General features: G+C 48.2%; 2 protein-coding genes and 2 pseudogenes. All 4 read right to left on the bottom strand.

Annotation, left to right across the window (positions count from 1 at the left end):
- Nucleotides 1-155 precede the first annotated feature (155 nt).
- A pseudogene (locus tag D183_RS28200) lies at nt 156-333 on the bottom strand (IS3 family transposase); the annotation flags it as partial.
- Nucleotides 332-593, bottom strand: a pseudogene (locus D183_RS28205) (transposase); the annotation flags it as partial. The pseudogenes D183_RS28205 and D183_RS28200, both read right to left, overlap by 2 nt.
- Before the next feature lie 81 nt (nt 594-674).
- Complete coding sequence (locus tag D183_RS27205) at nt 675-1,193, bottom strand: hypothetical protein (protein WP_157835139.1); 519 nt, start codon at nt 1,191-1,193, stop codon at nt 675-677.
- Between the two features lie 37 nt (nt 1,194-1,230).
- A partial coding sequence (locus tag D183_RS26140; RefSeq protein WP_198527621.1) for an RHS repeat-associated core domain-containing protein occupies nt 1,231-2,134 on the bottom strand: 904 nt, incomplete at its 5' end.

Consider the following 2,134-nt stretch of genomic DNA (forward strand, 5'->3'; position numbering starts at 1 on the left):
CCGCCGTATCGCCACGCGCTTCGATCGCAAGCCAACCCATTTCTTGGCTTTCCTGTATCTGGCCTCGATCCCAATGTGGCTGAAATGAATGTCGATAAAGCCTAGGCGCTCTGGTTTGGCTTGCCTGACTGGATCAGCCGAAGCTGTATCCCTTATTTTTGCGCATAACTAACCATCGACTTGCCACGAATCGTTGCCATTGTCGGTGCGGATCGCCTGCGGCAAGGCGAGTAGTAATGACAGCAGGTCCAGCACACGCACTACGCCATGCCCGATCGCTACCGCTTCATGCGTTGCATCGCCCACAATCACCAGGCACTTGATGACGCGGCCTTACCAGTTCACAACGCGCCGGTGTGCTTGTAAATTCTTCGCGGCGCCCCATTGATCGGGTCGTTATCGAACAGCTGCTGGGCAAGCAACTTCTTCACCCGCGTGTTCTCGGCTCCAGAGCTTTGAGCCGCTTAGCATCAGCAGCTCATGCCGACGAACTTACTGCACCACAAACAACAGGATGCCCAGTTGAATTCATGCCGCAGAGCATAGGCCCCTTATTATTACCCTGCTTCGGCTTCGCGCAAGAGGTCGATGATATGTTCTTCGGAATAACGCTTCTTCTAGCCAAACTTCCTTGGGGTAAAAATTTGGACACCCCCAGCCAATCAATTAAAAAATTAAATGCTCATCAAAGCATCCCATAAAGGAACGCGCCACTCAGTCCATTCATTTCTATTAAAACGACATGAAAAAGCAATGCTTTCATCTTTATTCGCCGATCGCTCAATAACCCCGTGAAGAAAATAATCATCATACTCAATAGAAAGAGAATCAACTAAATAGACCACAGACAAGACAGAGCCTCGCGAATCTTTAATTTCAATTCTCTCACCTTTATCAAGATCAACTCTCTTCTTTGAAGCCACTGAAGTCATACCAACCTTTCCAATGGTCAAACGCCCCTTGTTTTCACTAGCAGCCTCTATTCTCAAGTAGTAAGGAGACGATCTTTTTCTAGGATGATCCGAGCCAAAGCTTCCGACCAAATTGGCCACCAGCCCTAAGCGCTTATCATCACAAGCTCCGATATTATAGTCATAATAGGTATACCTATCAAATAAAATTAAAAAAAATAAAGCCACCCCCACAATTAGAGTAATTACTTTTAGTATCAAGGCTTGATTTTTTATTCTCATCTCTTAGCAACCCCTACAGCATTCGAAAACACATCCCTTATCTTTCTTTTTTTTCAACCTCAGGTGGAGGAGGTGGTGGCGGAGACTCCACTGACGTTTCACCAATCGGCTGCGGAGATCCAATAGTGACGGTTGGTATCGGTGCTGAACCCATCACAGGATTAGCCGAGACTATAATGGGGCCATTCCCCCACAAGAAATAAGGAATAACATCATACATCAAATGGCCACCCCAATCATCTGGAGAGGCATAATTATAAGTCCCACCATTGAGGAGGTCAGTAACTAGATTCCCATTTCCATCATATACAGCCTCATTATGCCCAGAATCGTCAACCCACTTTGTATTCTGAGCTCCATCTTCACCCTGCTGGTGAAATGCGCTTTGAGCATCAGACATCTGCCTCCAATTGCTTGCAGCCTGCGCCTCCTTCTTGTTTCGGGGCGTTTTGTTTAGTCCATTTCGATAGTAATGCCGCAAGTACGCATCAACGTAAGGCAAATACGCCTGCCGCCCATCCACATCTTTGAGTGTGTAGGGGTTTCCATTTGCATATCGATAGCGGTTGAACTGATTTACCGGCTGTTCGTAGGCACTCACCGGATCAACACTCAAAAACACCCCCAAGGGCGAATCGCAATACCGCTGCTGCATATATATCAGCCCGGTCGCCGCATCCATGACGTGACCAGTATAACCAGGTCCATCCGTCACAGGCTGATTCACCAAACCCCCATAAGGTTCGTATTCCCTGCGTTCCAAGACGTTACGATCCTTGTCCGTCACCAGCACGACAGAGCCCAGTCCATCCGTATGGATATAGCGGACCGTCTGCGCCGAAACGCCAAAAGCGACCAACAATAAAAGGGCGGCTGCAGCCATCAGGCGCAGTGCCATACGAATGCCCTGGAAATTTGACATCACTCGTCCTTGCGAGTTG

It is taken from the genome of Xanthomonas sp. SHU 199, from assembly GCF_000364665.1.
Taxonomy (GTDB): Bacteria; Pseudomonadota; Gammaproteobacteria; order Xanthomonadales; family Xanthomonadaceae; genus Xanthomonas_A; species Xanthomonas_A sontii.

Excerpts from the sequence above, each read along its gene's own strand:
- D183_RS27205 (WP_157835139.1), bottom strand. The coding sequence starts at position 1,193 with ATGAGAATAAAAAATCAAGCCTTGATACTAAAAGTAATTACTCTAATT.